23 protein-coding genes are annotated in these 26,979 nt (G+C 63.4%); 13 read left to right on the plus strand and 10 right to left on the minus strand.

All coding sequences use genetic code 11. The features are described 5' to 3' along the window. Positions 1 to 96: 96 nt before the first annotated feature. Genes ftsX through ftsY form a run of 3 tightly spaced genes read right to left on the minus strand, consistent with a single transcriptional unit; the run spans position 97 to position 3,220 of the window. A complete protein-coding gene (ftsX, locus tag DOM54_RS02260) occupies positions 97 to 1,077 on the minus strand; it encodes a permease-like cell division protein FtsX (protein ID WP_110714787.1) in 981 nt (326 codons plus the stop codon). Then, positions 1,074 to 1,742: a cell division ATP-binding protein FtsE gene (gene ftsE / locus DOM54_RS02265; protein WP_110602150.1), complete on the minus strand. Its 669-nt coding sequence runs from the start codon at positions 1,740 to 1,742 to the stop codon at positions 1,074 to 1,076. The genes ftsX and ftsE overlap by 4 nt, the downstream gene beginning before the upstream one ends. Continuing rightward, on the minus strand, positions 1,739 to 3,220 hold the full coding sequence (gene ftsY, locus DOM54_RS02270) for a signal recognition particle-docking protein FtsY (protein WP_110714788.1): 1,482 nt from the start codon (positions 3,218 to 3,220) through the stop codon (positions 1,739 to 1,741). The genes ftsE and ftsY overlap by 4 nt, the downstream gene beginning before the upstream one ends. A 128-nt stretch (positions 3,221 to 3,348) precedes the next feature. Between ftsY and rsmD the strand changes: the two genes are divergently transcribed. Together rsmD and DOM54_RS02280 are read left to right on the plus strand one after the other, a co-directional pair. Continuing rightward, a complete protein-coding gene (rsmD, locus tag DOM54_RS02275) occupies positions 3,349 to 3,981 on the plus strand; it encodes a 16S rRNA (guanine(966)-N(2))-methyltransferase RsmD (protein WP_110714789.1) in 633 nt (210 codons plus the stop codon). Positions 3,982 to 4,091: 110 nt separating this feature from the next. Further along, positions 4,092 to 4,295: a cell division protein ZapB gene (locus DOM54_RS02280; RefSeq protein ID WP_110602144.1), complete on the plus strand. Its 204-nt coding sequence runs from the start codon at positions 4,092 to 4,094 to the stop codon at positions 4,293 to 4,295. Positions 4,296 to 4,419: 124 nt separating this feature from the next. Here the strand turns inward: DOM54_RS02280 and DOM54_RS02285 are convergent, their stop codons facing one another. The 7 genes from DOM54_RS02285 to prfB form a co-directional block, all read right to left on the minus strand. Next, a complete protein-coding gene (locus tag DOM54_RS02285) occupies positions 4,420 to 4,914 on the minus strand; it encodes a GNAT family N-acetyltransferase (RefSeq protein WP_110714790.1) in 495 nt (164 codons plus the stop codon). A gap of 55 nt (positions 4,915 to 4,969) precedes the next feature. Beyond that, a complete protein-coding gene (locus tag DOM54_RS02290) occupies positions 4,970 to 5,836 on the minus strand; it encodes a hypothetical protein (RefSeq protein ID WP_110714791.1) in 867 nt (288 codons plus the stop codon). After that, positions 5,833 to 6,144 (minus strand): BolA family protein, encoded by a 312-nt coding sequence (locus tag DOM54_RS02295; protein WP_110714792.1) that lies wholly within the window; start codon positions 6,142 to 6,144, stop codon positions 5,833 to 5,835. The genes DOM54_RS02290 and DOM54_RS02295 overlap by 4 nt, the downstream gene beginning before the upstream one ends. 71 nt (positions 6,145 to 6,215) lie before the next feature. Beyond that, the gene (locus tag DOM54_RS02300; protein WP_110714793.1) at positions 6,216 to 7,604 is read right to left on the minus strand and encodes an MFS transporter; all 1,389 of its coding nucleotides are present in this window, start codon (positions 7,602 to 7,604) and stop codon (positions 6,216 to 6,218) included. A gap of 46 nt (positions 7,605 to 7,650) precedes the next feature. Continuing rightward, the gene (locus tag DOM54_RS02305) at positions 7,651 to 8,037 is read right to left on the minus strand and encodes a hypothetical protein (protein ID WP_110714794.1); all 387 of its coding nucleotides are present in this window, start codon (positions 8,035 to 8,037) and stop codon (positions 7,651 to 7,653) included. Between the two features lie 165 nt (positions 8,038 to 8,202). After that, positions 8,203 to 9,732: a lysine--tRNA ligase gene (gene lysS / locus DOM54_RS02310; RefSeq protein ID WP_110714795.1), complete on the minus strand. Its 1,530-nt coding sequence runs from the start codon at positions 9,730 to 9,732 to the stop codon at positions 8,203 to 8,205. 195 nt (positions 9,733 to 9,927) lie between these two features. Next, positions 9,928 to 11,026, minus strand: a protein-coding gene (gene prfB, locus DOM54_RS02315) for a peptide chain release factor 2 (protein ID WP_110707787.1) whose coding sequence is annotated in 2 segments (ribosomal slippage) — positions 9,928 to 10,950 and positions 10,952 to 11,026 — 1,098 coding nt in all. Because the reading frame shifts where the segments join, the coding sequence is not laid out codon by codon here. 210 nt (positions 11,027 to 11,236) lie between these two features. On the opposite strand from prfB, the gene DOM54_RS02320 reads away from it, so the two are divergent. The 11 genes from DOM54_RS02320 (at position 11,237) to DOM54_RS02370 (ending at position 26,960) form a co-directional block, all read left to right on the plus strand. Next, positions 11,237 to 12,817 carry a peptide ABC transporter substrate-binding protein gene (locus DOM54_RS02320; RefSeq protein ID WP_240613732.1) on the plus strand — a complete coding sequence of 527 codons (1,581 nt, stop codon included), beginning with the start codon at positions 11,237 to 11,239 and terminating at the stop codon, positions 12,815 to 12,817. A gap of 253 nt (positions 12,818 to 13,070) precedes the next feature. Beyond that, positions 13,071 to 14,669 carry a peptide ABC transporter substrate-binding protein gene (locus tag DOM54_RS02325; RefSeq protein ID WP_110714796.1) on the plus strand — a complete coding sequence of 533 codons (1,599 nt, stop codon included), beginning with the start codon at positions 13,071 to 13,073 and terminating at the stop codon, positions 14,667 to 14,669. A 53-nt stretch (positions 14,670 to 14,722) separates the two neighbouring features. Beyond that, on the plus strand, positions 14,723 to 15,706 hold the full coding sequence (locus tag DOM54_RS02330) for a C40 family peptidase (RefSeq protein ID WP_110714797.1): 984 nt from the start codon (positions 14,723 to 14,725) through the stop codon (positions 15,704 to 15,706). A gap of 158 nt (positions 15,707 to 15,864) precedes the next feature. Continuing rightward, a complete protein-coding gene (locus tag DOM54_RS02335; RefSeq protein WP_240613733.1) occupies positions 15,865 to 17,421 on the plus strand; it encodes a peptide ABC transporter substrate-binding protein in 1,557 nt (518 codons plus the stop codon). A gap of 128 nt (positions 17,422 to 17,549) precedes the next feature. Then, on the plus strand, positions 17,550 to 19,112 hold the full coding sequence (locus DOM54_RS02340; protein ID WP_162619743.1) for a peptide ABC transporter substrate-binding protein: 1,563 nt from the start codon (positions 17,550 to 17,552) through the stop codon (positions 19,110 to 19,112). Positions 19,113 to 19,183: 71 nt separating this feature from the next. Continuing rightward, positions 19,184 to 20,110: an oligopeptide ABC transporter permease OppB gene (oppB, locus tag DOM54_RS02345; protein WP_071231767.1), complete on the plus strand. Its 927-nt coding sequence runs from the start codon at positions 19,184 to 19,186 to the stop codon at positions 20,108 to 20,110. Between the two features lie 76 nt (positions 20,111 to 20,186). Next, positions 20,187 to 21,146 carry an ABC transporter permease subunit gene (locus DOM54_RS02350; protein ID WP_110714799.1) on the plus strand — a complete coding sequence of 320 codons (960 nt, stop codon included), beginning with the start codon at positions 20,187 to 20,189 and terminating at the stop codon, positions 21,144 to 21,146. A 10-nt stretch (positions 21,147 to 21,156) separates the two neighbouring features. Next, positions 21,157 to 22,761, plus strand: a complete 1,605-nt coding sequence (locus DOM54_RS02355; RefSeq protein WP_110714800.1) for an ABC transporter ATP-binding protein — start codon at positions 21,157 to 21,159, stop codon at positions 22,759 to 22,761. 61 nt (positions 22,762 to 22,822) lie between these two features. Next, positions 22,823 to 24,718 carry an oligoendopeptidase F gene (gene pepF / locus DOM54_RS02360; protein ID WP_110714801.1) on the plus strand — a complete coding sequence of 632 codons (1,896 nt, stop codon included), beginning with the start codon at positions 22,823 to 22,825 and terminating at the stop codon, positions 24,716 to 24,718. Positions 24,719 to 25,338: 620 nt separating this feature from the next. Then, entirely contained in the window at positions 25,339 to 26,202 is an 864-nt protein-coding gene (locus DOM54_RS02365; protein ID WP_110714802.1) for an energy transducer TonB, read from the plus strand. Positions 26,203 to 26,243: 41 nt separating this feature from the next. Next, positions 26,244 to 26,960 (plus strand): MotA/TolQ/ExbB proton channel family protein, encoded by a 717-nt coding sequence (locus DOM54_RS02370; RefSeq protein ID WP_206018981.1) that lies wholly within the window; start codon positions 26,244 to 26,246, stop codon positions 26,958 to 26,960. Positions 26,961 to 26,979 lie beyond the last annotated feature (19 nt).

A 26,979-nucleotide genomic window follows, 5' to 3' on the forward strand; every position in this document is an offset into this window, starting at 1 on the left:
AAAACCCGGCGTCGCCTGGTGGTGGCCCAGCATCCTGGGTGACCTTCTTACCGTATTTCGCCCACCTTGACCAGTTTTCGGGCCGCTGCTGCCAACCTAGCGCGGCTTGATGTCCGCCAGATGACGCCCGACGGCCAGCCACGCGCCCAGCCAGCCCAATAGTGTACTAAAAAGCAGCAGAAAAGCCGAATGAGTGGTGCCCAGGGAGGGCAGCGCGAACTGGGCGCCGTAGCTCTCCGCCAGCGCCGCGACGGGTGATGCCAGCCAATTGCCCCCGACGACCAGCATGACCAGCGCCAGGACCCCGCCACCCAGCCCGTACCAAGCGCCGCTATAGAGGAATGGGCGTCGCACGAACGCGTGGGTGGCACCGATCAAGGTCACTACCTCGATCTCCTGACGCCGACTCTCCACCGCCAGCCTGACCGTGTTGCCAACCACCAGCAGGACGCCCAGGCCGAACAACAGCGCCAGTGCCAGCGCGACACGTTGGCCGACCGCCGCCAGTTGCTGAAGCCGATCCAGCCACGCCAGGTCGAGGCGAACCTCGTCGACGCCATCGAGCGTCTGCAGACGCTGGCTCAGCGACTGCACGGCGGCGGGGTCGGTATTGTAGGGGGTCACCACGACGCTCGCCGGCAGCGGATTGGTGTCGAGCTGGGAGAGCGCATCCTCGACCCCCAGCGTCTGCTGGAACTCCGCCAGCCCCTCAGCCGCCGTCACCAGGCGAGTCCCCGCAACGCCGCTCTGCTCGCCGACTTCGGTCGCCAGGCTCATGGCCCGGGATTCATCGACATCGGCGTCGAAATAGACTGTCAGCGTGGCGCTCTCGTCCAGTTCGGCATCGACCAGGCGCGCGCTATCCAGCGCCAGCCACAAACCCGCGGGCAGGATCAACGCAATGGCGATCGCGAGCATGGTCAGCAATGTCGATATCGGGCGCCTGACCAGGCGCAGGGCGCTGTCGCTCATCATGGCCCGATGATGCCGCAGCCAGGCCCGGCCGCCGCCGGACGACCGACGCGTGGGCTTTTGGGCACCGCGCCGGGAGGCGCCGGTGGACTGGCGCTCGCTCATGCCGCCTCCCCATCGCCGACGAGACGGCCGTCCCGCAACTTCAGCACCCGGTGGCGCAACCGGGCGATGAGGGCGAGATCGTGGCTCGCCACCAGTACCGTCGTACCGATGCGATTGAAATCCTCGAACAGCCGCATGATATCGGCGGAGAGCTGGGGGTCGAGATTACCGGTCGGCTCGTCGGCCAGCAGTAACGCCGGCTTATTGACCACCGCGCGTGCGATGCCCACGCGCTGCTGCTCGCCGGTGGAGAGTTCGATCGGTAGCGCTCGCTCGCGATGCAGCAGCCCGACCTTGTCCAGCGCGGCCCGCACGCGCCTGCCGGCATCGATGGGCTCGACGCCCTGAATGGTCAACGGCAGCGCGACGTTGGCAAAGATATCGCGATCGAACAGCAACTGATGATCCTGGAAGACGACGCCGATCTGACGCCGGTAGTAGGGAACCTGACTGATATGCAACCGATCCAGATCGTGGCCGGCGACCAGCACCCGGCCTCGCGAGGGACGCTCGAGCCGCATGATCAGCCGCAGCAGCGAGCTCTTGCCAGCACCGGAGTGACCGGTGAGGAAGAGCATCTCGCCGCGCTCGACCCGGAAATTGATATCGGCCAACGCCTCGAAACGACCACCGTAGCGCTTGCCGACGTGCTCGAACGCGATCATGAGTCGGCGTCGCCGTCCCGTCCGAACAGCGCCTTGACGAACGTCTGGGCGTCGAACGGGCGCAGATCCTCCAGCGACTCGCCGACGCCGATGAAGCGAATCGGCGTTCCCATCTTCTTGGCCAGGGCAAAGATGATGCCACCCTTGGCGGTGCCGTCGACTTTGGTCAGGGTGATGCCGGTCACCGGAATCGCCTCATCGAACGTCGTCGCCTGGGAGATCGCGTTCTGTCCCGTTCCCGCATCGAGCACCAGCATCACTTCATGAGGGGCGCTGGCGTCGAGCTTGGCCATGACCCGCTGCACCTTCTTGAGCTCTTCCATCAGATGGCTCTTGTTGTGCAGGCGACCGGCGGTATCGGCAATCAGCACATCGACCTTGCGCGCGCGCGCGGCGGCGACCGCATCGTAGATGACCGAAGCACTGTCGGCGCCGGTATGCTGGGCGATCACCGGTACCCGGTTGCGCTCGCCCCAGACCTTGAGCTGCTCCACCGCCGCGGCGCGGAACGTATCGCCGGCGGCCAGCATCACGCTGCGCCCTTCGTTCTGGAAACGCTGGGTCAGCTTGCCGATGGTCGTGGTCTTGCCGACGCCGTTGACGCCGACCATCAGGATCACGAACGGCCCTTCACCCTTGGCCGGCAGTTGCAGCGGCTGGGAAACCGGTTCGAGCAACGCCGCCAGTTCCTCCTGCAGCGCGCGGTACAAGGCGTCGGCGTCGGCCAGCTCCTTGCGGGATACCCGACCGGTCAAACGCTCGATGATCTCGCTGGTGGCCTCGATTCCCACGTCCGCCAGCAGCAGTTGGGTCTCTAGATCCTCCATCAGCTCATCGTCGATCTGCTTCTTGCCCAGCAGCAGGTCGGCAATGCCGTCGGTCAGGTTGGCTCGGGTGCGCCCGAGGCCGGCACGCACACGCGAAAGCCAGCCGCCCTTGGGCTTCTCCTTCGGTGCGGGCGGACTCGGCTCTGCCGCTGTCTCCGCCGAAGGCGCCGGCGTCACGTCGGTTGCCAGATCGGCCTCGCGGGTGCCATCTGCGGGATACTCCTGCAGGGCCGATTGCGGCGACTCCTGGCCCAGCGACTGGCGGCCCAGCGACTCCTCGGCGGCCGTTGTCTCGACCGGCGAGGGTTGATAGTCCACCGGCACCGGTCGATCGGGAGATTCGGTCTCGACGGCCGACGCCGTGGCAGGGGCTGCGGTTGCCACCGTCGACGAGGCCGCTGACTCCTGCGAAGGTGAGGTGTCGGCGCTCCCGGAATCGGCCTCCCCGGCGACTGACGAGCCCCCTTGTCCGGCCAATGGCTGCGGTTCGCCGGCACCGGTGGAGCGTTCGTCTTCAACGTCTCCTTCCCGGTCTTCGGCCACGCCAGCTTCCGGTTGCTCTTGTTCTGACGCCGCTTCGGCCCGTTCCGACTCGCGCCGGCGCGCCTCTTCTTCCTGCTGCTTTTTACGACTCTTGAATAGTCCGAACATGGATGGCTTCACTGCTGAAAAGCCGTGCTCGCGCCACTCATCAGTGTCGATCGTCACGGCTTCGGAGAATATCGTTATCGAGAGCTCATCCTATCACCGCGAGTGTTGCGGGGGTACAATTGCGCGCCATGAATCGACGCCGCCCACGCCGGGTTTCCGACAGCGCTCGCTCGCGCCAGCCCTCTCAAGCCACCGCTCGCGGTGGCCGTGGCCAGTTGCGCCTGATAGGCGGCGAATTTCGTCGCCGCAAGCTGTCGATACCGGATAGCCCCGGCCTGCGCCCGACACCGGACCGGGTGCGCGAGACCCTGTTCAACTGGCTGGCTTTCGATATTGCCGGACGGCAGGTGCTGGATCTCTACGCGGGCACCGGCGCACTCGGCCTGGAAGCGTTGTCGCGAGGGGCGGCCCAGACCACGTTCGTCGAATCCACCGCCCCGGTGGCCAAGGCGCTGGAAGCGAATATCGCCATGCTGGGCGCCGCCGGAGACGTCGTCGGAATCCCCGTCGAACGGTTCCTGGCGACGACGCCCAACCGGTTCGATCTCGTCTTTCTCGACCCCCCTTTCCGCCAGGGGCTTGCCACGAAGACCTGCCTCGACCTCGAACTGGGCGGTTGGCTGGCGTCCGACGCGGTCGTCTATGTCGAGACGGAACACGAGCTCGTCTGGTCCCCGCCGACGCCTTGGCAACTACATCGCGAAATCGTGGCGGGAGACAGTCATGGGCGGCTTTTCAGACGTCAACCCGATGCCGGCTGACGTCGCCACTTCGAGACGCTTGTCGCCGGCCTCGGCGCCACGTAGGCTGCGGCCATCGAACCAGCGGCCATGCCTCGGGAACGAGTCACGAACTTTCAAGGAGAGTAGAGATGAATGGTGAAATCTTCGCCAAACTGGAACAGAAGATTCAGGATGCCGTCGACAGCATCGAGATGCTGAAGATGGAGAATGAAGAACTCAAGGCGGAGAATGCGCGCTTCCAGCAGGAGCGCGAGGAGTGGGAACAGCGCCTCGGAGGGTTGCTCGACAAGCTGCAATCGCTTGACAGCGCCTCCACCAGCGACAACGGCTGAGACGGCGGCACGGGGCGACCGGCACAGGCCGTCCCGCGCAGCAACCCGTCCACCGCTGCCTCTCCATCCGGGGCACCCTGCCAAGTTGCCCTCGCGTCCGACCGGGCATCCTCGATCGATCGCGTCAGACCAGATCCCGCGACATCAGCAGCGCATCCTCTCCACGTCCATCGTCACGGCGGTAGTAACCGCGACGCTGGCCATCGATCCTGAAGCCGGCACGCTCATACAGTCTCCGCGCCGCCAGGTTCGATTCCCGCAGTTCCAGCAGCAGGCGCTCGGCCCCCCGGGTACGGGCGCATCGCATCACCCACTCTAGCATTTTCCATGCCAGGCCTTGGCGTCGCGCATCGGGCAGCACGCAGATCGACTGCAGTTCGGCGTCAAAAGGCAGATAGGCCAGGATGGCGACGGCCCACAGCGTGCTGTCGTCGGCCGATCGAATGCCCCAGACCGAATACCCGTCGTCCCTCAACGCCGCTTCCAGCAGCGCTTCCGACCAGGCGTCATCGTTGGCCCGACGCTCGAACGCCATCAACGCCGGCAGGTCGTCGGCGCCGAGCCGGACCGGAGTGGCTCCGCCAGGGGAGGCCTCGGAAGGAAAAGCGTCGATAGGCATGGGCGTGACTCGAGGAGGATCGTTCCAGCTCTCCGGTTCCGGCAGGCGGGAGCTGCTATTCGGGGGAGGCCAAGCCCTGGCGCCAGGCGCTTCCCGCCGCCTGCAGCAAGGGCCAGCACTCACGCTTGGCATTGGCCGAACCCAGCATGTCGTCGGGGTGCGGCAGGCGATGGCAGGTCCAATCGCTCTCGTCCGCCGAATCGCTCAGCAGCGACGACCAGATCTCGTCGCCGACGGCGATGGCGCCGTCGATTTTCATGCCGTGGCGATGCGCCTGCCCGGCGCAGAAGACCTGGATACCTTCACGCGCCTCATCGGTGGGATCGCTGGCCGGCAGGTCCATCAACGGCCAGGTCAGACGCGACAGCGGCGTTCCACCGGCGGGCATGCCGGCACTCTGCAGCATCTGCCCCAGCAGCGCCTGCCCCGCGGCGGAGATCGGCCGCTCGCCGGGAAGCAGCAGCCACCAACGCTCACCGATGACCGCGAGCGACAAGGTGAACCGAAGCGGTTCGGCAGCGGGCACGACATTCTTGGCAACGTCCACGGGGGGCTGCCCGTCCCCGGAGACCGTTGGCGCCGAGAAGACCGCCGTGTCGGGATCGGCAGTGCGGTCGGGAGACGGCCGCGGCGATTCGATCCGGGGCGCGTCTTCGCCGAGCAGGGCCCTGGCGCGCGACAGCGGCGCCGCGGCCTGTTGCGTCGGCGACGCATCGGCGACGGGCCGGTCGCGCTCGACCGGTCGTGCCGGCGTCTCCAGCAACGCCTGCAGCCGCTGTCCCGGCGCCGGTTTTTCCGGCTCGGTAGCAACTTCCCATTCGACCTGCTCGGTCGGTTTGGCATTGACGAAGCGATACCGCGAGGCCCAGGTGGCGATCCCCATGGCCTCGAGATACTGCAGCCGCTGCGGATCGCCGATCACTGGCCGCCCCCGCCGCGACAGTGGGGCGAATCCGGGCGTACGCCGCCACGGGTCGACCACTGTTGCGGCGTGTAGAGATGCAGTGCCAGCGCATGGACAGGGCCGGCGAGTTCATCGGCGAGCAGGCTGTAGATCAACTGGTGGCGCTTGACCGGCATCAGCCCGGCGAATCGATCCGACACCAGCGTCACCTTGAAGTGGGTTTCTGAATCCGGTGGCACATGATGCATGTGGCTCTCGTTCTCGACCGTCATCTCGACCGGCTCGAGCGTCGCGAGTTTCTCTTCGATACGTGCCTGAACACTCATGACAGTTCCTCCTGAACCAACCGGATCATTGTAACGCCTTGCTCGGGGATTGGGTGAGCCTCGAGCAAGGCTCAGCGCCGAAGGCCCTTGGCGGCCATCGGCGTGCGATAGAGGCTCAATGCCAGTGCGATCGACACCGATGCGCATCCTACCCACAGCGACAGCGTGAGCGAACCGAACGAGAGACCGAGGATCAGCCCGACCAAGGCCGTACCCAGCGACTGCCCGAAGGTGCGTACCGAGGCCAGCACGCCGGAGGCGTTGGCGCTGAGATCAACCGACACGCTACCGATCATCTCGCGATTGTTGGGCGCCTGGAACAGGCCGTAACCCACCCCGCAGAGCGCGGTGCGCCAGATCACGTCGAGGTAGCTCGAGTCGGCGTCAAGGCCGGTCAACGCCAGCATGCCGAGCAGGAACAACCCCAGACCGGTCGAGCTGATCAGCGCCGGGTTGCCCTTGTCAGCCAGGCGCCCTGCCAGCGGCCCGATGATCATGATCACCAGCGGCCAGGGCGTAAACAGCACCGCCGACATGATTGGCGAGACGCCCATGACGGTCTGGTAGAGAAAGGGCAGCCCCACGAACGCCACGCCCTGGGCCAGGAAGGCGAACATCGACACCACCGCAGCGAACGAGAAGCGCGGCTCGACGAACAATGCCAGCGGCACCAGCGGCCTGGCGACATGACGCTGGCGATAAACGAATCCCACCAGACAGATCACGCTGAGTGCCAGCGTCGCCAGGGCCAGCACACCGCCCTCCCCGTGGCCGAACTGATCCAGCGCAAAGACGCTGCCGCTGAGCATGACGATCGACATCAGCGCGCCCCAGATATCGATCCGCCCCGGAATCGCCTTCTCCCGCGGCAAGGCGCGAACCCCGAGCGTCAGCGCCAGCAGCCCGATCGGCACGTTGATCGCGAATAGCCACGGCCAGCTCGCCAGGTGCAGGATCAGCCCCCCCAGCGATGGCCCGGCGGCGATGCCGAACGCCACCGTCAGCGCACTCAGCCCGATGGCCGACCCCAGCAGACGGGTAGGAAAGATGATGCGATAGAGCGATGGTCCGATGCTCAGCATCGCAGCGGCGCCGATCGCCTGCAGCCCCCGCATCACCAGCAAAAATTCGAACGAACGGGCCAGCGCACAGCCCAGCGACGCCACGGTGAAGACCGCCAGCCCGCCGATATAGAGCCGATGACGCCCGACGCGTCGACTCACCGCGGCGAAGGTCAACAGGAGCGCCGCCGTCACCAGTTGATAGACGTTGGCGATCCAGATCGATTCGGCGCCGCTGATCGCCAGCTCCTTGGCCAGCGTGGGAAGGGCAATGTTGACGATGCCGTTGTCCAGCACGGCCATCTGGGTGCCGGTGATCATCGCCAGCAGCGCCAGCTTGCGTTCACGTCCGGGGAGACCGTCGTCCCCCGGCCGCTCCTCGAATAGTCGCTTCAGCATGGGCTGAAGAAGCGCTGAGCATCGCCCTCGAGTGACATCCGCAACCTCACTCCTCGTCGGTCTCCATCAGCAGTTCGTCGTCGACTTCGGAGGTTTCCAGCTCGGCTTCGTCATCGAGGTCCACCGCCAGATAGCTGTGTTCCAGGGTGAGAAACGTCTCGAACAGCGCCCAGTCCAGGCTCTCCGGCCACTGGCGTTCATCCTCCTCCCACGCTCGCAGCTCGGTCTCGAGGATGTCGTAGTAGCGCTCTCCGACATAGGCCTGCAGGGCTTCCGGCGTATCCATCTCGGGGATGAGATAGACGGTATTCTCGCCAGCGATGTCGTCGAGCGTCAGGTCGTCTTCACCGACTGTCGGCTCCAACGAGTTGACCCAGTCGACGAACGCCTGGGTCGGCTTGACGCTCAGCGCGGAACGGTTGAGCAGCTTCATCGGTGTCACCTCTTCTTGGGAACCGCACGGGGTCGGCGGAATTCGAACCGCAGCCATTATGGGCGCTCGCTGCGCCCCTGACCAATAACTCTTGTCCGGCTGCACCGCGAGCCGCGACTGCAAGCCTCAACAGAAACGCAACGTTCGCAAGCTCGTAGCTCCGTATTATTCCGGGCGCATCGCCGGGAACAGCAGCACATCGCGGATCGACGGGCTGTCGGTCAGCAGCATCACCAGCCGGTCGATGCCGATACCCTCGCCTGCAGTGGGCGGCATGCCGTACTCCAGCGCGCGCACGTAGTCGGCATCGTAGTACATCGCCTCGAGATCGCCGGCATCCTTCTCGGCGGCCTGGGCGGCGAAGCGCTCGGCCTGGTCCTCGGCATCATTGAGCTCGGAGAAGCCGTTGGCGATCTCGCGCCCACCGACGAAGAACTCGAACCGGTCGGTGACATGGGGATTGGTATCGTTGCGTCGCGCCAGCGGACTGACCTCGGCCGGATACTCGGTGATGAAGGTCGGCTGATCGAGCCTGGCTTCGGCGACCTCCTCGAATATCTCGGTCTGCAGCTTGCCCAGCCCCCAGCTTGGCTTGGTCGCGATGCCCAGGCGCTCGCAGGTCGCCCTGGCGGCGTCGAGGGTATCGATATCCGCTTCGCCCAGCCCGTCGCCATGCTCCAGTATCGACTGGCGCAGGGTCAGGCGGCGGAACGGCTGGCCCAGGTCGTAGTCAGTGCCCTGGTAGGTGACGGTGGTCGTGCCCAGCACCTGCTCGGCCGCGTCGCGGATCATCGCCTCGGTCAAGTCGAGCAGGTCGCGATAGTCGGCGTAGGCCCAGTAGAACTCGAGCATGGTGAATTCGGGATTGTGCCGCGTCGACAGGCCTTCGTTGCGGAAGTTGCGGTTGATCTCGAACACCCGCTCGAAGCCGCCGACGACCAGGCGCTTGAGGTAGAGCTCCGGTGCGATGCGCAGGTACATGTCGATATCCAGCGCATTGTGGTGCGTGGTGAACGGTCGCGCCGTGGCACCGCCGGGGATCGGCTGCAGCATCGGCGTCTCGACCTCCATGAAACCCCGCTCGACCATGAACCGGCGGATCGCGGCGATGACGCCGGAGCGCACCTCGAATACCCGCCGCGACTGCGGGTTCATGATCAGGTCGACGTAGCGCTGGCGGTAGCGCGCCTCGAGATCGGTCAGGCCGTGAAACTTGTCCGGCAGCGGACGCAGGCTCTTGGTCAGCAGCTTCGCCTCGACCAGCATCACGTAGAGATCGCCCTTGCCGGACTTGTGCACCGGGCCGCGGCCGGCAACGATATCGCCGATATCCCAGCTCTGGATGTCTTCCAGCAACTCGGCGGGGAGTCCCTTCTTGTCGACGTAGAACTGGATCTGGCCGGAAGCGTCCTGGATCACCACGAACGGCCCGCGCTTGCGCATGATGCGGCCGGCAACGGCAGCCTGGCGGTCGAGCGCCTCGAGCTCGGGCTTCTCCTTGTCGCCCAGCTCCGCCTGCAGGTCCGCCGCCAGACTGTCGCGTCGGAAATCGTTGGGGAAAGCGCTGCCGCCCTGCTCCGCCGCACGTTCGCGGCGGGCCGCCAGCTTGCCACGGCGCTCCGCGATCAGCCGATTTTCTTCCTGGGCTTCATGCTGTGCATCGGAAGGAGATTGCGGGTTGTCCTGGTTCGCCATGTCGTCGCCTGTCGAAAAGAAAATTAAGCTAGAAGCTAGAAGCTAGAAGCTAGAAGCTAGAAGCTAGAAGCTAGAAGCTAGAAGCTAAGATCAGACCACCTTGCCAAAGCCTTTCAATGGCTTGGTAATGTCTTGCCCTTGTTCTTTCTTACTTCTTCCAGCTTCCAGGCACGAAGTGCCGCTCTTCGGGCTTTCTCAAAGCCCTTGCTTCAAACTCGCTTCGATGAACTGATCCAGATCGCCATCGAGCACCTTGTCGCAGTTGCTGCTCTGCACGCCGGTGCGCAGGTCCTTGATCCGCTGGTCATCCAGGACGTAGGAGCGAATCTGGCTGCCCCAGCCGATGTCGGCCTTGCTCTCCTCGGCCTGCTGCTTGGCGGCGTTGCGCTTCTGCATCTCATGCTCCCACAGCTTCGCCTTCAACTGCTTCATGGCAAAGTCGCGGTTGGCGTGCTGGCTGCGCTGGCTCTGGCAGGCCACCACGATACCCGTCGGCTCGTGGGTGATTCGCACCGCCGAATCGGTGGTGTTGACGTGCTGGCCGCCGGCGCCGGAGGAGCGATAGGTGTCGGTGCGCAGATCGGCCGGGTTGATCTCGACCTCGAAGCTGTCGTCCACCTCCGGAGAGAGGAACACCGACGCGAAAGAGGTGTGCCGCCGGCCGCCGGAGTCGAACGGACTCTTGCGAACCAGCCGATGGACACCGGTCTCGGTCCTGAGCCAGCCGAACGCGTACTCGCCCTGGACATGGATGGTGGCGGACTTGATGCCCGCGACCTCGCCGGCGGAGACCTCGGTCAGCTCGGCCTTGAAGCCGTGGTGCTCGGCCCAGCGCAGGTACATGCGCAGCAGCATGTTGGCCCAGTCCTGAGCCTCGGTGCCGCCGGAGCCGGCCTGGATGTCGAGATAGGCGTTGTTCTCGTCCATCTCGCCGGAAAACATGCGCCGGAACTCCAGCTTGTCGAGCTGTCCCTCGAGATACGACAGTTCCTTGCGCACCTCGTCGATGGTGGCGTCGTCCTCCTCCATCACCGCCAGCTCGAGCAGCTCGCGGTTGTCGGCCAGGCCACTGTCGAGGGTATCGATGGTCTCGACCACGGCTTCCAGCGACGCCCGCTCCTTGCCCAGTTTCTGGGCGTAGTCGGGATCGTTCCAGACGTCCGGGTTTTCCAGCTCTCGGGAGACTTCTTCTAGCCGGTCTTTCTTCTCGGCATAGTCAAAGATACCCCCTCAGGACGTCTGTCCGTTCGGACAGGTCCTTGATGAGGTTGTTGATCGGATTGATCTCTTGCATGGGGCTCCTGCCAACGTCGCCACCGGCGCGTCGAGCCTTCCCGGAAAACGGGGGTGATCGACTCGCCGAAAAAAGGACGCCTATTGTAGCCAAACCCCGCCATAGCGTCATCCCGCCGTCGACCGTCTCACGCTGTGCGAATCGAGACGATGCGCTAAGGTGGAAAGAATAAAAAACCTGATCATCCATCACCGTTCGAGGGATCCCACTTTGATATCACCGACTCGCCTGGCAGCCACCATCGGTTTCGCAGCCACCCTGAGCGCCCTGCCCATCCAGGCAGCCACGCTGCACATGGGCATCTCCGGCGATCCTGCGTCACTGAGCCCGGCCAAGATCACTGGCGGCGTATGGGAAGAGGATGTCCTGCGGGACATCTTCGAGGGCCCGATCGCCATCGATGTCGACGGCCAGATCATCCCCGGCGCCGCCGAAAGCTGGGAGATCTCCGACGATGGCAAGACCTACACCTTCCACCTTCGCGATGGCCTCGAATGGTCCGACGGCGAGCCGCTGACCGCCGACGACTTCGTCTACGCCTACCGTCATCAGGTCGACCCCAAGACCGCGTCCAACTACGCCCATCGCCTCTATCCGGTGGTCAATGCTCAGGCGATCAACGCTGGCAGCAAGCCGCTCGATTCGCTGGGCGTCGAATCCCTGGACGACGGCAAGACGCTCCAGATCACCCTCAACGCCCCCACTGTCTATTTCCTCAAGACACTGGTGCTGCCGTTCGCCTACCCGATCCCCAAGCATGTGGTGGACGAGTTCGGCGACGACTGGAGCGACCCCTCCCACATTGCGGTCAACGGCGCGTTCAAGCCGGTGAAGTGGGTCTCTAACACCGAGCTCGAGACGGTCAAGAACGATCATTTCCATGATGCCGACAACGTCAGCCTGGATGGCGTCGACTACTACCCGCTGGAGGACAAGAACGCCGGCATCCAGCGCTTTCGTGCCGGAGAACTGGATATCTTGCGTGACTATCCGGCGGCGCAGTATCCGCGCCTCTCCGAAAACCTGCCCGATGCCACCCATCTGTTCCCCTCGCTGGGCACCTACTATTACGTGTTCAACCTGCGCGACGGCTCGCCGGTGGCGGACAAGCGCGTCCGCGAGGCGCTGAGCCTGGCGATTCGCCGCGACGTCATCGCCAAGCAACTGCTGAAAGGCGGCGTCGAGCCGGCCACCTCGCTGGTACCGCCGGGAACCAGCGACTACGACGCCCAGTCCCAGCCCGGGCTCGATGACGACATGGACAGCCGTCTGGCCAAGGCCAAATCGCTGATGGAAGAGGCCGGCTACGGCCCGGACAAGCCCCTCGAGCTGACCCTGCGGTTCAACAGTGGCGACGAGCACCGTCAGATCGCCGTGGCCGTCGCCGCGATGTGGAAGCCGTTGGGCGTCGATGTCGAACTCAGAAACACCGAAGCCAACGTCCACTACGCCGACCTCATGGAGGGCGATTTCCAGGTTGCCCGCGCCGCCTGGATCTCCAGCTACGACGACGCCCAGAACTTCCTCCAACTGCTGTCGGCGGAGACCAACAACTACGGCGCCTACCAGAACGATGACTACAATCAGCTGGTCAGCCAATCGGACGCCGAGCAGGACCCGGGCAAGCGGGCGCAGCTGATGCAGCAGGCCGAAGCGCTAGCGCTGGCCGACTACCCGCTGACGCCAATCTATACCTATAGCTCGCGCAACCTGGTCAATCCCGAAATCGAGGGATGGAACGACAACGCGCTGGACATGCACGCCTCGCGCTGGATCGAGCTGCCGGAGTGACGAGACCAACGTCTAACTGTGACCGAAATCACAACGGGGGCGGCGTCACTGCCGCCTTCGCGCACCTATATGCATGAGATGAAACGGACTATCGAGCATTTGAATTAGACGGATCATGAGGTTCGCGCGAAGGTGTCGCATCGATCCCCGGGCTGATCATTAGCCGGTTCACTGATGGCACGCTCGTGGCGATCGCCCTACAACGAGCCTTTCACAACGGATTTTCACAACAACAAGTCGGAGCTTTTCAAAGATGTCGAAGCTGCAACTCCCCCGCACCCTGTTTCCCCTGAGTGCCCTGGCGCTGGCCACCTCGCTGATGGCATCGCCGGCGCTGGCCGAGACCCTCAGTATCGGTGTCCAGGGCGAGCTCGCCTCCTTCGACACCTCCCAGGTCTCCGGCGGCGTGTGGGAATCCCAGGTGCTGATGGACGTCTATGAGGGCCTCATAAAGCAGTCACCCGATGGTGAGTTGCTGCCGGGCATGGCAACGAAGTGGGAGGTCTCCGACGACGGCAAGACCTATACTTTCCACATGCGGGAAGGTGCGAAATGGTCGGACGGCGAGCCGGTCACCGCCGAGGACTTCGTGTTCGGCTGGCAGCATCTACTGGCGCCGGAGAACGCCTCCAAGTACGCCTACATGCTCTATCCGATCGTCAATGCGGAAGCCATCAACACCGGCGACAAGGCCGCCGATACGCTGGGGGCGGAATCTCTCGATGACGGCAAGACGCTCAAGGTCACCCTCAACCACCCAACGCCCTACTTTCTACAACTGTTGACCCACTACACGGCCTATCCAACGCCCAAGCATCTGGTCGACGAGTACGGCAAGGACTGGGTCAAGCTGGACCATATCGCCACCAACGGCGCGTTCAAGCCGGTTGACTGGATCTCTCAGTCGAAGATCAGCGTCGAGAAAAGCCCGACCTACTACGATGCCGACGATGTCTCCCTGGATGGCGTCAACTACTTCACCGTCGAAGATCGCAACGCCGGCATCTCGCGCTTCCGTGCCGGCGAACTGGACGTGTTGAGCGACTACCCCTCCAGTCGCTATCAGTGGCTGACCGAGAACCTGCCGGACGCCACCCACATGAGTCCGATGCTGGGTTCCTACTACTACGTGCTCAACCAGCGCGACGGGCACCCGACGAACGATAAGCGCGTGCGTGAAGCGCTCAATCTTGCCGTGCGTCGCAACGTGCTCTCCGAGCAGATCATGGCCGGCAGCTTCAAGGCGTCCACCGCCATGGTTCCACCGGGCACCAGTCACTACGAAGCCCAGCATATGGACCTGGGCAGCGACGATATGAACGCGCGCATGGCCAAGGCCAAGAAACTGCTGCAGGAAGCGGGCTATGGCCCCGATCATCCGCTGAATCTGAGCCTGCGCTACAACACCAGCGACGAGCACAAGAAGATCGCCATCGCCGTGGCCGCGATGTGGAAGCCGCTGGGCGTCAACGTGCAGATGGTCAACTCCGAGGCCACCGTCCACTACCAGACCATCCAGCAGGGGGATTTCGATGTCGCCCGTGCCGGCTGGATCGCCGACTACAACGACGCCGAGAACTTCCTCACCCTGCTGCACACCGGCGTCGGCAACAATTACGGTGCCTACTCCAATCCGGAGTATGACAAGCTGATGGATCAGGCCGCCCAGACCCAGGATCTGGATGCCCGCGAGAAGCTGCTCGAAAAGGCGGAGAACGTGGCGCTGGACGACTACGCGTTCATCCCCATGCTGACCTACGTCACCCGCAACCTGGTGAATCCGAAGCTCGAGGGCTGGGAGGACAACGTCGAGGACGATCATCCGTCCCGCTGGGTTCACTTCACCGAGTAACGGCTTGAGCTGTCTTGCAGGGGCGCCGACATGAGTCATCCAGGAGCATCGACATGACTTGTGTCGCCGTCGCCGTGGCGGGATTGTGGACCTCCCCCGAAGCGCCGCGGGCCATCGATGCCCCGGCGCTGGGCAACCCGGCACTGCTCGAGCGCTGGCTCTCCCGTCTGGACGACGAGACTCGCCTGGCACTGTGCAAGGAGAAGCGGCTCGCCACCCAGGTGCTGCTGGACACGCCGGTCGAGATACTCGAGCGCCATCGTGATGGCCACGGCAATGACTGGTGTCGCGTCGTGGTCCCGAGCCAGCGGTCCTCGCTGGACGAGCGCGGCTACCCCGGCTGGATTCCGGCGACACAGCTCGTCGAGGCAGCGGGCTGCCCGGCCGATGCCGAGTCGGTGGTAGTGATCGCTCCCATCGCTTGGCTGCAGGGTCTGCCCCAGGGACGCTCGCTGAAACTGAGTTTTCTGACTCGGCTGAAACTGGCCGAACCGGTGACGGACGTCGCTGACCGGAGAGCGTCCCGCGTCTGGGTGGAGACATCGCTGGGACGCGGCTGGCTGCCACGCGACGGTGCCCAGTTGCCGGGCGAGGGCCTGCCGGCGACTGCCGCGACGCTGGAAACGCTGGGTCGGCGCTTCGACGGTCTGCGCTATCTGTGGGCCGGCAACTCGAGCTTCGGCTACGACTGCTCGGGGCTGGTTCACAGCCTGTTCGCTGCCATCGGCATCACACTGCCTCGGGACGCCCACGATCAGGTCGAGACAGGGCATCCCATCGAGCTGAACGAACGCCAGGCCGGCGATCTGCTGTTCTTCGAGAAGCCCAACGACGCAGGCCGGCTGGTGGTCGACCACGTGGCGCTCTACCTCGGCGATGACCGCATGCTGCACGCGCCGACCAACAACGCCCGAATCGAATGTCGTCGACTGCTGGGCAGTCGATACGAAACGCAGCTCTGCGCCGTGCGTCGCTATCTCGACCTGGGCGATCCGGGAACGGCGATTCCAGCGGGAACTATTCCAGCAGGAACCTGAAGACTTAAGATCGAGACGGGGTGCCAAAAACGGCGAATGCACCAACAGCCCCGGCAATAACAAACGCTCAACAACGGATGGACTCGATCATGCGCACACAGCCCAGATACGGCTCACATCGAAGAACCGCCAGGCTCGTTCTTCCCCTGCTCGCGGCCGTGAGCCTGGCGACAGCCCTGTCCGTCGACACCGCCCGGGCCGCCACGCTGAGTATTGGCATCCAGGGTGAACCGGCCTCGCTGGATACCGCCCGGATCGGGGGTACCACCTGGGAGAACGACGTCCTCGGCGACCTGTTCGAGGGCCTGGTCACGCTGGACCCGGCCGGCGAGTACATCCCCGGCGCCGCCAGCCGTTGGGACATCAGTGACGACGGCACCGTCTATACCTTCAAGCTGCGCGACGACGCCAACTGGTCGGATGGTGAACCCGTGGTCGCCAAGGACTTCGTGCTCGCCTTCCAGCGTCTGTTCGATCCGGCCAATGGTGCCGTCTACGCCAGCCTGTTCTATCCGATTCGCGGCGCCGAAGCGCATACCAAGGGCGAGCAGGACGCCCCCGAACTCGGCGTCGAGGCGGTCGATGCCAAGACCTTGAAGATCACCCTGAACCAGCCCACGCCCTACTTCCCGACGCTGCTGGCACATATCGCCGCGTCGCCGGTGCCTTCCCACCTGGTCGAGCGGTTCGGTAACGACTGGACCCAGATGGATCATATCGCGACCAACGGCGCCTTCACCCCGACAAGCTGGACCTCTCACGATCACATCGCGGCGCGCAAGAACCCCGAATTCCACGACGCCGACGACGTCGCCCTCGATGGCGTCGACTACTATCCGGTCGAGGATCGCAGCGCCGGTCTGCAACGCTTCCGCGCCGGCGGTCTCGACATCGTTCGTGATTTCTCGCCGGACCGATACCAGTGGCTGCAGGAGAACCTGCCCGACGCCGTGCATCTCGCGCCCCAGCTGGCCAACTACTACTTCGCGCTCAACCAGCGCGATGGCCATCCGACGGCCGACAAGCGCGTGCGCGAAGCGCTCAATCTGGCAATCCGCCGGGACGTGATCGCCGCCAAGATCATGGGCGGTGTCGTCTCCCCGGCCAGCGGCTTCGTCCCCGGCGGCGTCAGCCACTACGATGCCCAGACCATGCCTGGCCTGGATCGGCCGATGGATGAGCGGATTGCCGAGGCCAGGAGTCTGCTCGCGGACGCCGGCTACGGCCCCGATCATCCGCTCGAACTGACGCTGCGCTACTCCACCACCGAAGCCAACAAGCGCATCGCCGTGGCACTGGCCGAGATGTGGCAGCCACTCGGGGTCGAGACGCAACTGATCAATGCCGAGGGCGCGGTCCACTACGCCGAGCTCGCCAATGGCAACTTCGATGTCGGTCGCGGCAGTTGGGTCGCGGACTTCGACGACGCCAGCAACTTCCTCGGCATCCTGCAGAGCGACTCGCCCAAGAACTACGGCGGCTATCGCAGCCAGGCGTTCGACGATCTGATGGCCAAAGCCAGCCGCGAGACCGACGAAGACGCCCGCCAGCAGCTGCTGCAGCAGGCAGAGCGGCAGGCGCTGTCCGACTATGCGGTGGCACCGATCTACGTCGACGTCTCGCGCAACCTGGTCAACCCCAAGCTGGATGGCTGGGAAGACAACGCGCTCAACCGGCACCTTTCTCGGTGGCTTTCGCTGCCGCAGGGGAACTGAGGCCCATCTCGAGGGGCGTTGGCAGAGATGCACTCATGACAACAACAAGAGACACCGCTGGAGCGAGGGCGGAATCAGGCATGACGAAAACAACAATCAGAAAACTGCTCATTATCGCGAGCTGCGCGATGTTCACACTGATGCCGCCGATGGCAGTGGCTGATATCGAAGGGGGCAAGCAGGTTCTGCGTCGCGCCAATGGGGCCGAACCCTCGTCATTGGACCCGCAACTGATGACCGGGACCTGGGAGTCGGCCATCATCTCGGATCTGTTCGAGGGATTGCTCACGCGAGATGCCGACGGCGGCTCGATCCCGGGCGTCGCCGAGTCCTGGGACATCTCCGACGACGGGCTGAACTACACCTTCTATTTGCGTGGCGATGCAAAATGGTCGGACGGAACGCCGCTGACCGCCGACGACTTCGTCTATGCCTGGCGTCGAATCCTCAGCCCGGAACTCGCCGCCCCCTACGCCTACATGCTCTATCCAATCCTCAACGCCCGTGCCTATAACCAGGGCGAACAACCAGCCGATGTGCTTGGCGTCGAGGCCAGCGATGACCACACGCTGAGTGTCACGCTGGCCCGCCCCACGGGCTATTTCCTGGAGATGCTGAGCCACGCATCGACCTACCCGGTTCCACGCGTCGCCATCGAGCAGTACGGCAGCGACTGGACCAAGCCCGGTCACATGATCTCCAACGGCGCCTTCGAACTGACCGAGTGGGTCTCCCACGACCACATCGCCGCAGTGAAGAACCCCGACTTCCACGACGCCGCCAATGTCGCGCTCGACGAGGTCCGGTTTCTGCCCATCGACGACGGTCGCGCCGCCCTCAATCGCTTTCGTGCCGGCGAGGTCGACATGACCAGCAGTGTGCCGACCGATCGCATCGAGTGGGCACGCGAGAATCTGCCCGACGCGCTGCATGAAACGCCGACGCTGGCGACCTTCTATTTCGCGTTCAACCAGCGCCCGGGCAGTGTTCTCAACGATCCCCGTGTTCGCGAGGCGCTCAACCTTGCCGTTCGTCGTGACATCATCACGACGCAAATCACCAAACTCAATCAGCCCCTCGCCTACAGCCTGGTGCCCACCGCAATCAGCCATTATGACGGCCCCAAGTTCGACTTCGCTCACGAACCGATGGATGAGCGGTTTGCCAAGGCGAAAGCGCTGATGAAAGAGGCCGGCTACGGCCCTGAGAATCCGCTGCATCTGACGATCGACTACATCACCAACCAGGACACCAAGCGCATCCCGGTGGCCATGGCCGCAATGTGGAAACCGCTCGGGGTCGAGGTCACGCTCACCAACAGTGACGCCGCCGTCTACTACTCGAAATTGCGCCAGGGCGACTTCCAGATCGGCATGGCGCCGTGGAACGCCGACTACAACGACGCCAGTAACTTTCTGGATCTGTTCCGCACCGGCGTGCCCAACAATCACTCCGGCTATAGCAACGCCGACTACGACGCCATGATGGAGCGCGCCTCGAACGAGTTGGATCTGGACAAGCGCGCGCGGCTCATGGCCGACGCGGAGGGCATTCTGCTGGACGACTACGCCATGTTGCCACTCTATTTCTACATTCGACCGGCACTGGTCTCGCCGTCGCTCTTCGGCTGGAGAGAGAGCCCAATGGACGATCACCTGAGCCGCTGGATGCACTTCGAAGATCCCGAATGACCCCTCTGAATGACGATGCCGATGAGTGAATTACGCATGACCGCAGCCAAGCCGAGAAGAGACCGCAACACATGCTGATCTACACCCTCAAGCGCCTGCTGCAGGCGATTCCCACGCTGCTGATCGTGATCACGATCTCGTTCTTCCTGATGCGTGTGGCGCCCGGCGGCCCGTTCGACGGCGAGCGCCAGCTCCCGCCGGAGATCGAGGCCAACCTGATGGCCGCCTACCATCTCGACGAGCCGCTGCCGATGCAGTACCTGCGCTACATGGGCAACCTGCTTCAGGGCGATTTCGGACCGTCGTTCAAGTACAAGGACTTCTCGGTCACCGAGCTGATCATGCAGGGGTTCCCGGTCAGCCTTGAGATCGGCGGGCTGGCCATTCTACTCGCCCTGATCATCGGGTTGCCGCTGGGGATCGCGGCAGCGATCAAGCGCAACTCCACCGTGGATTACCTGGTCATGGGTACCGCGCTGACCGGTATCGCCGTTCCCAACTTCGTGATCGCACCGATCTTCGCACTGGTGTTCGGCGTGCTGCTGGGCTGGCTGCCGGCCGGGGGCTGGAACGGTGGCGCCCTGCCCAACCTGGTCCTGCCGGTGGTGGCGCTGTCGATCCAGCAGATCGCCTATATCGCGCGGATGATGCGCGCCAGCATGATCGAGGTTCTGGGCAGCCACTTCATTCGCACTGCGCGGGCCAAGGGTCTCAACGAGGGCGAAGTGATCTGGCGCCACGCGATTCGCCCCGCCCTGCTGCCGGTGATGTCCTACCTCGGCCCGGCCATCGCCGGGATCATCACCGGTTCGGTGGTGATCGAGCAGATCTTCGGCATCCCGGGGATCGGCCGCTACTTCGTCCAGGGCGCGCTCAACCGCGACTACACCCTGGTGATGGGCACCGTGGTCTTCTACGGCGTGCTGATCGTGCTGATGAACCTGATCGTCGACCTGCTCTACTCCGCACTCGACCCTCAAATTCGTTACGACGACTGACTCATGAACAATGACCCACTCATGAAAAACGACCGAGCCTCAACGCCATTCATTCGTGCCACCGGGGAGGCCGCCAATGACGTCTGATTCCAAGCCCTACAGCGGCGACCAGCGGGATGGCGCCCCGCTGCCCGCTGGCGGCCCCAACCCGCCACGAGCTCCGGAACCGGAAGCCGCCGCGGCTCCCGTGGGTGAAAGCCTGGCCAAGGATGCCTGGCGGCGCCTAACCCAGAACCGTGCCGCCATGGCCAGCCTGGGCCTGCTGATCGCCATCATCGTGGTCTGCGTCGCCGGTCCGTGGCTACTGCCCTGGGGGCTGGCCGAGGTCGACTGGAACGCCTTCGGCACCGGACCGACGCTGGAAGGTGCCCACTATCTGGGCACCGATGCCAACGGCCGCGACCTGCTCACCCGGGTGCTCTATGGCGGCCGTGTCTCGCTCTCGGTCGCACTGGTCGCCTCCTTCGTCAGCCTGGTGATCGGCGTGCTCTACGGCGCCATCTCGGGCTATCTGGGCGGCCGCGTCGACAACCTCATGATGCGCTTCGTTGACATCATGTACTCGCTGCCGTTCATGTTCCTGGTGATCCTGTTGATGGTGGTGTTCGGCCGCAACATCTTCCTGATCTACGCCGCCATTGGCGCGGTGGAGTGGCTCGACATGGCCCGCATCGTGCGCGGCCAGACCCTGGCGCTGAAGCGTCGCGAATTCATCGAGGCCGCCCATGCGCTGGGCGTGCGGGATACCAAGATCGTCACCCGCCACCTGATTCCCAACGCCATTGGCCCGGTGATCATCTACGTCACCCTGACCGTGCCCAAGGTGATCCTGCTGGAGAGCTTCCTGTCGTTCCTGGGGCTCGGCGTGCAGGAGCCGCTGACCAGCTGGGGCGTGCTGATCTCCGAGGGCGTCGACATGATGGAGAGCGCCCCGTGGATGCTGCTGGTGCCGTCGTTCTTCCTCGCCGCCACGCTGTTCTGTCTCAACTTCCTGGGTGATGGGTTGAGAGACGCCCTTGACCCGCGCACACGCTGAGGATAACTCGATGACGCAATCACTACTGGAAATCGACAAGCTCAGCGTGACGTTCCAGCTGCCCACCGGGCCGGTGACGGCGGTCAAGGACGTGAGCTTCACCATCGCCGAGGGCGAGACGATGGCGCTGGTCGGCGAGTCCGGCTCCGGCAAGTCGGTCACCTCTACCGCCGCCATGCGCCTGCTGCCCGAGCTCGCCAAGACCACCGGCGCGATCCGCTTCAACGGCGAGAACCTGCTGGAGGTCACGCCCAAGCGCATGCGCCGCGTGCGCGGCAACGACATCTCGATGATCTTCCAGGAGCCGATGACCTCGCTCAACCCGCTGCATCGGATCGGCAAGCAGATCGGTGAAGTGCTGATCCGGCACAAGCAGCTCAAGGGACAGGCCAATCGGCAGCGCGTCCTGGAACTGTTGAATCAGGTCGGCATTCCCGAGCCGGAACGGCGCATCGACAGCTACCCCTACGAGCTCTCTGGCGGCCAGCGCCAGCGCGTGATGATCGCCATGGCCCTGGCCTGCGAGCCCAGACTGCTGATCGCCGACGAGCCGACCACGGCACTCGACGTCACCGTGCAGGCGCAGATCCTCGATCTGCTCAAGTCGCTGCAGGCCGAATACGGCATGGCAATCCTGTTCATCACCCACGATCTGAGCATCGTTCGCCACTTCGCCGATCACGTCGCCGTGATGCGGTATGGCGAAGTGGTCGAAACCGGCCGCACGCGGGAGGTCTTCGACAATCCTCGGCACGACTACACCCGCATGCTGCTCGACGCGATCCCGCGCGGGCGCAAGGAACCCGCCCCGGCAGACGCACCGGTGCTGATGAGCGGGCGGGACATCAAGGTTCGCTTCGCACTGAAGAAGCGCCTGTTCGGCAAGAGCGAGTACTTCGAGGCGGTACGCGGGATCGATCTCTCCATCCGCCGCGGCGAGACCCTGGGCATCGTCGGCGAATCCGGTTCGGGCAAATCGACGCTCGGCCGCGCCCTGCTGCGACTGCTGAAATCCGAAGGCGACATCCGCTTCGAGGAGAGCGACATCTCCGGGCTCGACAAATCCAGCATGCGTCCGCTGCGCTCGCGTCTGCAGGTGGTGTTCCAGGACCCCTTCGGTTCGCTCTCCCCGCGCATGACCGTGGGCGACATCATCAGTGAAGGTCTCAAGGTTCATCATCCCGAGTTGAATCGCCGTCAACGCGAGGCCGAGGTCATCGCCGCACTGGAAGAGGTCGCCCTCGATCCGGCCATGCGCAACCGCTACCCGCATGAGTTCTCCGGTGGCCAGCGCCAGCGGATCGCCATCGCCCGCGCGCTGATCCTGAAACCCGAGCTGCTGCTGCTCGACGAGCCGACCTCGGCGCTCGACCGCTCGGTTCAGGTCCGGGTCATCGACCTGCTGAGAGACCTGCAGAAGAAGTACGGCCTGACCTACCTGTTCATCAGCCACGACCTCTCGGTGGTTCGGGCACTCTCCGACGACGTGATGGTGATGAAGGAAGGGCGCGTCATCGAACACGGCTCGGTGGAGTCGATCTTCTCGAATCCTCGAGAACCCTATACCCAGGCGCTGCTGAAGGCAGCATTTCTGGAGAGCGAAGTCGCGGCCTGAGGTTACCTCCCTGCGGACGAAGAAAGACGATCAACAACAACAATCGACTCAAGAGGGTATCGTGGTTTCCAGCAGATTCATCCCCAACAAGACAGTCTCGTCATTGATCCTTGGCACACTCCTGACCAGCGCATCGATCATGGCTTCCACGGGCGCGTTGGCGCAGTCACAGCCGCCGTCCGCCGAAAATGGGGAGTGGGATCTCACCGATCTCTTCGCCTCGCTCGACGACTGGCAGCATGCAATAAAGGAGGTGGATAGCCGTATCCAGACCCTCCATGACTATCAGACGACATTGACCGACAGCCCGGAGGCGCTGGCCAAGGCACTGGATGCCATTCGCTCGGTGGAAAAATCCGCCAACCGCGTCCAGACCTATGCGTCCCTCCAGGCCGACGAGGATCTACGTGACGGCCAGGCGCAGGAGCGTCAGGGACAAGCCGAGCAACTGATGGCGCGGTTCGACTCAGCCATCGGCTATCTGCGTCCGACGCTGATCGCAATGGACCGAAGCACCCTCTCGAGCTGGCTCTCCAACCCGCAACTTCAGGATCACCGCCGCTTTCTGGAAAACGTGATTCGTGAAGCGCCACACACGCTCTCCGAGCAGACCGAAACCGCACTGGCCGCCCTCGGCCCGGTAATGAGCCACGAGACGCCCTATTCGTTGCTGGCGAATTCCGATATCGAGTGGCCCACCATCGAGATCGGCGGCAAGGGTGTGCGCCTCGACGCGGCGGGTTACGGCCAGTGGCGAGAATCCAAGGGTCGCGATGTGCGTCAGCGGGTGTTCGAGGCCTACTGGCCAGCCTGGCAACAGTACACCTCCACATTTGGCTCACTGCTCAATGCCCAGGTCCAGCAGCATGTCACCGAAGCAAAGCTGCGCCATTACGACAGCGCGATGGCCGCCGCGGTGTCTCGCGATGACATTCCACCAGCGGTCTACCAGCAACTGATCGACTCGACCAACGCCCACCTGGACACGCTGCACCGCTATCTCAGATTGCGCCAGCGCATTCTCGGCGTTGATCAGTTGCACTACTACGATATCTACCCGCCACTGGCCGAACTCGACAGAACATTCGATCTCGATGATGCACGCGAGTTGACCCGGGAAGCGACGACGCCGCTTGGCCCGCATTACGCCGAGCTAATCGGACAGGCCACCAACTCCGCCTGGACCAGCGCCTATCCGAGTCAAGGCAAACGCTCCGGCGCCTACATGAACGGCTCGGCCTACGACGTTCATCCCTACGTGCTGATGAACTTCAATGGCAGTTACGGCGATGTATCGACCTACGCTCACGAGTGGGGCCATGGTGTACATAGCATGCTGACCACGGAGAGCCAGCCGTATGCAACGTCGGACTACCCGATCTTCACCGCCGAAGTCGCGTCCACGACCAACGAGCAGCTACTGGTCGATCGCATGATTCAGCAGGCCAAGACCCCACAGGAGAAGCTCTTCTACATCGGGCAGGCACTCGAAGCCATTCGCGGAACCTACTTCCGTCAGGCCCAGTTTGCCGAGTTCGAACTGGCCATTCACCAGGCAGCCGAGAACGGTGAACAGCTATCCGGTGATCGCCTGACGAAAATGTACGGTGAGATTCTGCGCAAGTACTACGGCGTCGACCAGGGTATTACCGACATCGACGAGGCGGACTACGCCGAGTGGGCTTACATCCCGCATTTCTACTACGACTTCTACGTTTACCAATACGCCACCTCTATCACGGCGGCACAGGTGTTTGCCCAAGGTCTCGAGGAAAATCCCCAGACGTGGCGAGACAGATATCTCAACGTGCTCTCCCAGGGCGGCGCGCAAAGCGGTTATCAGTTATTGAAGAACGCGGGATTGGACCTTGCAACGCCGGCACCCTACGACAAACTCGATGACACGATGAACAAGCTAATCGATGAAGCCGAAGCCGCTCTCGACAAGGTCGGCTGACGAGCGGGTAGAAGACGCTCGGATTGAGAGTTCCAGCCAGGATGATGACACCGCCGCTACGCATCAACGCCCTCATATCGAGGGCGTTTTTTTGCTTACATCCATCGAAGCTGGCAACCGTATCTACTTTAGATACCGGGTATAATGACCATGATCGGCATGCGTTTTTTCTATCACATTATTCACGAAACGCATGTTTTTTTGCAGTGCGAATCGCCAGAATTCGCACTTATCGAGTGCAAGAAAACACACACAATCGGCCGGCAATAGCCCTGTTGGTAGAAAGCCGTAAAAACCTCTTCGACATCACTCGCCGCAGCATAACAGGTGTTAAGGAATCTACGACGCCGCCCCGCGGCTCTTCAACCAAGATGACTACTCTCCTTTGAGGTTTCCAACGTCATTTCGCCAATAAAACAATCGTTTACTTGAGCCAAAACTGAAACCATCGGTTTTGTATAAAATATTCAGTGCCGCCGCCACCGCCCAGCGGCAATATTGCTTTCCACCTCAGCCATATTCGCACCGATTGGCACATATATTGCTGCAACTTCCAACAAGGGATTGTGGCTCCTGTCGCGGAGTCACCAACAAGCAGTCACTAGAACAATCGAGACAATATGACCGCGATTGACAACGCGCTTCCCGCTGGGGAAGTGACGCCGAAACACAGACACTCGATATCTCGGCCTGAAGTCTTGGTCCTGATAGCGATCTCGGTGCTTATCCATGGATTGATCTGGTGGTCATTGAATCGCCAACCCCTGGTTGCCGCTGAAGTGTTGCCGAATCAGGCATCCCAGGCATCGGAGGTGACCGTCTCATTGACCAGCGCGCCGCCACCCGAGCCGCCGCCGCCGCCGCCGCCGCCCGTTCAGGAGACGCCGCCCGTTCAGGAGACGCCGGTCGTGGATGACGTTGCCGTCACGCCCGCTGAAGAGGAAGTGGCACCGGAGCCTGAGCCGGAACCGGAACCTCAGCCTGAGCCACAACCCGAGCCCGAACCGCAGCCTCAGCCCGAACCGCAACCCGAACCCGAGCCGGAACCGGAACCGGAACCTCAGCCAGAGCCGGAACCTCAGCCCGTGCCCGAGCCACCACCGAAACCCGCGCCCAAGCCAGCGCCCCAGAAGCCTGCATCGACACCGAGCCAGCCTTCTCCGCCGACTGAAAGCGCAAGCGCAGCGTCCAGCAATGAGGTCACACCTGCCGTATCCGGCATGCAGAGCCTGGGCAACCCGCCGCCACGCTATCCGTCACTCGCACTGCGCCGCGGCTACGAGGGCAACGTGCAATTGAAGATCCTGGTCATGCCCGATGGCACGGCGGGTCAGGTACAGGTCATTCAATCCAGTGGTCATAGGGAACTGGACGAAGCCGCCGTCGAGACGGTTCGCGGCTGGACGTTCAAGCCAGCCAAACGGGGCGATACACCGATCAAGGGCTGGGCGCTGCAGACTATCGCGTTTCAGTTGCCCAATTGACGAACAACAACGATGCAACACTTTCAGCAAGGAAAAACACCATGATGGAATCCAATGACATCACCGCCATGATCGTACCCGGCGTGCTCTGGACGCTGATCGTCTTCTCTATCGCGACCTGGGCGATTCTGCTGATCAAGGGCCTGCAGTTCGCTCGTAATCGGGTCGAAAACAAGCGTTTTCAGAAAGCTTTCTGGGAGGCCAAGAGCATGGAGGAGGGCGAGTCGATCAGCGAAAAACGTCCGGGTACCATGGCATCGATCGCCCGTGCAGGATTCGACGTCATCACCGGGCGCGACATTTCTCCCCGTAATCAGGACCTGGCCCAGAAGATCAACCGATCCGATCGCCTGGAACGCACGTTGAGACAACAGATCCAGCGCGAACGCCGCTCTCTGGAGGGCGGGCTGGCGATCCTCGCCAGTATCGGCAGCACCTCACCGTTCATCGGTCTGTTCGGTACGGTGTGGGGCATCATGGAAGCCCTGATCACCATCGGCGAAACCGGCGAGGCGGGGCTAGATACCGTGGCCGGCCCCATCGGCCATGCGCTGATCGCGACGGGGGTCGGTATCGCCGCCGCAGTGCCGGCAGTGCTCGTTTACAACTACTTCACACGCCGGCTGAAACTCAACGTATCGCTGATGGATGATTTCGCTCACGACTTCTACAGCCTGGCCCAGCAGCACGCCTTTCAAAGCCACACGTCCAGGCCTGTCGCCCCCGAAATACCGTCGCCTTCCCCAGCAATGGGTTGATCTCGAGTTATCGGTATCA

Origin of the sequence: Salinicola acroporae (genome assembly GCF_003206615.1) — a bacterium.
Lineage (GTDB): Bacteria > Pseudomonadota > Gammaproteobacteria > Pseudomonadales > Halomonadaceae > Salinicola > Salinicola acroporae.

Coding starts and splice junctions, on each gene's coding strand:
- DOM54_RS02295 (WP_110714792.1), bottom strand. CDS start 6,144: ATGAGTGTTCAGGCACGTATCGAAGAGAAACTCGCGACGCTCGAGCCG.
- DOM54_RS02355 (WP_110714800.1), top strand. CDS start 21,157: ATGACGCAATCACTACTGGAAATCGACAAGCTCAGCGTGACGTTCCAG.
- DOM54_RS02350 (WP_110714799.1), top strand. CDS start 20,187: ATGACGTCTGATTCCAAGCCCTACAGCGGCGACCAGCGGGATGGCGCC.
- rsmD (WP_110714789.1), top strand. CDS start 3,349: ATGAATCGACGCCGCCCACGCCGGGTTTCCGACAGCGCTCGCTCGCGC.
- DOM54_RS02325 (WP_110714796.1), top strand. CDS start 13,071: ATGTCGAAGCTGCAACTCCCCCGCACCCTGTTTCCCCTGAGTGCCCTG.
- oppB (WP_071231767.1), top strand. CDS start 19,184: ATGCTGATCTACACCCTCAAGCGCCTGCTGCAGGCGATTCCCACGCTG.
- DOM54_RS02365 (WP_110714802.1), top strand. CDS start 25,339: ATGACCGCGATTGACAACGCGCTTCCCGCTGGGGAAGTGACGCCGAAA.
- DOM54_RS02340 (WP_162619743.1), top strand. CDS start 17,550: ATGTTCACACTGATGCCGCCGATGGCAGTGGCTGATATCGAAGGGGGC.
- DOM54_RS02305 (WP_110714794.1), bottom strand. CDS start 8,037: ATGAAGCTGCTCAACCGTTCCGCGCTGAGCGTCAAGCCGACCCAGGCG.
- DOM54_RS02285 (WP_110714790.1), bottom strand. CDS start 4,914: ATGCCTATCGACGCTTTTCCTTCCGAGGCCTCCCCTGGCGGAGCCACT.
- ftsX (WP_110714787.1), bottom strand. CDS start 1,077: ATGAGCGAGCGCCAGTCCACCGGCGCCTCCCGGCGCGGTGCCCAAAAG.
- DOM54_RS02300 (WP_110714793.1), bottom strand. CDS start 7,604: ATGCTGAAGCGACTATTCGAGGAGCGGCCGGGGGACGACGGTCTCCCC.
- lysS (WP_110714795.1), bottom strand. CDS start 9,732: ATGGCGAACCAGGACAACCCGCAATCTCCTTCCGATGCACAGCATGAA.
- DOM54_RS02280 (WP_110602144.1), top strand. CDS start 4,092: ATGAATGGTGAAATCTTCGCCAAACTGGAACAGAAGATTCAGGATGCC.
- DOM54_RS02370 (WP_206018981.1), top strand. CDS start 26,244: ATGATGGAATCCAATGACATCACCGCCATGATCGTACCCGGCGTGCTC.
- DOM54_RS02330 (WP_110714797.1), top strand. CDS start 14,723: ATGACTTGTGTCGCCGTCGCCGTGGCGGGATTGTGGACCTCCCCCGAA.
- ftsY (WP_110714788.1), bottom strand. CDS start 3,220: ATGTTCGGACTATTCAAGAGTCGTAAAAAGCAGCAGGAAGAAGAGGCG.
- ftsE (WP_110602150.1), bottom strand. CDS start 1,742: ATGATCGCGTTCGAGCACGTCGGCAAGCGCTACGGTGGTCGTTTCGAG.